The following is a 2,606-nucleotide window of genomic DNA, read 5'->3' as shown; positions in this document are numbered from 1 at the left end:
ACTCCCCGTCGCCAGCGTTTTGCCATCCGGGCTGAAACTCACACTCGTGACATAACTGCTGTGCCCCTTCAAGGTTTGCAGCTCCCGCCCCTGCAAGTCCCACAGCTTGACAGTGTTGTCATAACTCCCCGTCGCCAGCGTTTTGCCATCCGGGCTGAAACTCACGCTATTGACACGTTCACTGTGCCCCTTCAAGGTTTGCAGCTCCCTGCCCTGCAAGTCCCACAGTTTGACAGTGTTGTCATAACTCCCCGTCGCCAGCGTTTTGCCATCCGGGCTGAAACTCACGCTATGAACCCATCCCCTGTGCCCCTTCATCCGGTTGCGTTCGTTGATACCGTAGACCACATGCTGTATTGTGGCTTTCACCTGCATGGGTGTCCCTGTATCTAATTCCTTCTCCCACTGTTTCAGTTTTTGTCCTGCCTTTAAGCCCTCCGCCAAGGACTCCAGTTGCAGATTAGAAGCCAACAAATTGAGAGACGTGAGACTTTGAGCGCTGAGTTCTGAATTTTTGCGTCCCTTCTCCGCCAGGGCAGTTGCGCGTCGAGCGTTTTGGGTCTCAGTCTCCGCACGATTTTGCTGCTGTTGCGCTTCTATCGTTTTCTGATCGGCCACCCCCTTTGCCGTCAGGGCCTCTTGCTGTCGCTGTTGGGCCAGTTGTCGCTGCTGCACTTCGCTCTGACGGGCCGTTTCGACCTTCACCAGCGCCGCTTTCGTCTCTTGCGCTCTTTGCTCTGCGGTTTTCTTCGCGGCTTCCGCCTGTTTCAAAGCGCCTTCCGCCCTTGCCTTTTCTGCCTGGGCAGTTTGTTTCTCTCGTTCTGCCCGTTGGCTTTGCTTCTGGGCCTCTACCTTCTGAGACTCCGCCTCAACACTTTTATTCTGCGCCTCCTGCTTTTGGGTCACGGCCTCCTGCCGCTGCTGAAACGCAAACGCCGCCGCCCCCATCGCCACCAGCGCAAACGCCCCCACCCCCACCACAAACGCCCGTTGCCGCCTCGCCTCCACTCGCTGCCGCTGCGTCTCCGCCAGCCGACTCGCCTGAATATACTCCCCCTGAAGCTCCGTCACCTGCGGCTGCTTACTCGCCCCCTGCACCAGCCAGTCTTCTGCCCCCGCCAGATCCATCCCCCGCAGCAAAAAACTCTCATTGCGCTGCTTGCCCTCCCACTCCACCGCCCGCTCCGTCAACCGGGTATGCGATCGCACATACTCCAAATCCGTCTCGATCGCCCGCACCAAATCAGCAAAGCCGCGATCGAACTCATCCGTCTCGCGAAAAAACAGCCAATTGTACTTCGACAACATCGGATGCACGGCGGTCGCTTCAAACCCCTCCCGATGAACGATCGGCACTAATCGCTTATTGTGCTTAACCGCGTGATCGATCTCATCTCGACAAACCTCTGACGCGACAGAATCAGGACTGATCACAAACACAAACGTATTCGTGCCTTCGATGCCGCGCTCAATCTCCTGCCACCAGTCAGCCGTCAGCGGAATCGCCTGCCAATCGACCCAAATTTCTCGCTGTTCTGCCCTTAGCGCATCATGCAGCGTTTGCACAAAGGCCTTATCTTTCCGAGAGTAGGAGAGAAAAACGTCAGTCATGAGGCTAGAAGAAGTTTTTATCTAACCCACATAAAGTAGCAATCGAATCCCCTCACCCCTGGAATACTCAGCAATTCTTAGGAATCTTGATCGCACTAGGGCGGCACGACTTCAGACGATATTTGAAAAGTCTTCGTTCATGACATTCCCCCGCTTGAGAGTTGAGCGATCGCCCCCCATCCAACCGTTCAGCCCCTCGCCCAAAAACCCCGGCAACCTCACGCCTACAAAATCCCAGACGAAATGCTTGACGACCCTGGAGAATGTCGGTATGCTCTCTGATTAAGTTGCTTTATGGAGAGAAAGTAGCAGGTCACTCGAAAATCTAGCCCAACGCCATCCAAAGCTGGTGAGACAACTCTGGATAGCTAACCCCCCACACTGTCGTAAGCAGTCTGAGTGGGCTGATGGAGATTTTAACACTCCACCTGGCCACCTCGATTTTGCGCTGCGGTTCTCGGAATATTCTCCCCTCCGAGTCGATCGGGATGGCCAGGTTTTTGGGTTTTCTTCAAATCCAAAACTACGGAGACAATCATGGTTGACAATTCTTTGGCAAATCCCGGCGTAATTCCCGTTCCCGACCCCGATGAGTCTGACGGTAACTGGGAGCGTCTGTTAGTGCTGGTGATTGGGTCAAGCGAAGGAACGATCGAAACCATTCACAACCTCTATGCCAGAGGCTTTGCCGACGTGAGTGCGTGGAGTCCTTTGCTGCCAGCCCCCTACCCCCGCGAAGTGGTGAGCATTCTCTCTCGCCGCCGCCGAAAGTAGTGACCTATCCCGGTTTGCTGCCTACCCGACTCTGATTACAAGCAATATAAAGCGGGCCGTCGAGTCCCTGGCTACTCGCTGCATCGGCTCGGCGGCCTGACACCTCCGCGAGCTTAGTTTTAACGTCAGTTCGATGAGAGTGACTCGCTTCGTTGCCAGGGGATTCGCCCCCTAAATCCCCCAAAATTGGGGGACTTTGACCCAGAGAAAGTTCCAGAGTT

Annotated in this window: 3 protein-coding genes; 1 reads left to right on the top strand and 2 read right to left on the bottom strand. The window is 55.3% G+C overall.

Features of this window, described 5'->3' with window-relative positions:
* A partial coding sequence (locus ACJ2PR_RS35590; RefSeq protein WP_446880596.1) for a TIR domain-containing protein occupies positions 1-1,611 on the bottom strand: 1,611 nt, incomplete at its 3' end.
* 537 nt (positions 1,612-2,148) lie between these two features.
* Here ACJ2PR_RS35590 and ACJ2PR_RS35585 point away from each other — a divergent pair.
* The gene (locus ACJ2PR_RS35585) at positions 2,149-2,385 is read left to right on the top strand and encodes a hypothetical protein (RefSeq protein WP_446865945.1); all 237 of its coding nucleotides are present in this window, start codon (positions 2,149-2,151) and stop codon (positions 2,383-2,385) included.
* Positions 2,386-2,389: 4 nt separating this feature from the next.
* On the opposite strand, the gene ACJ2PR_RS35580 is transcribed toward ACJ2PR_RS35585, so the two are convergent.
* The coding region (locus ACJ2PR_RS35580) for a hypothetical protein (RefSeq protein ID WP_446880595.1) at positions 2,390-2,606 on the bottom strand (217 nt) is incomplete at its 5' end.

It is taken from the genome of Phormidesmis sp. 146-33 (assembly GCF_052939515.1).
This window is presented reverse-complemented; position numbering and strand designations above follow the sequence as displayed.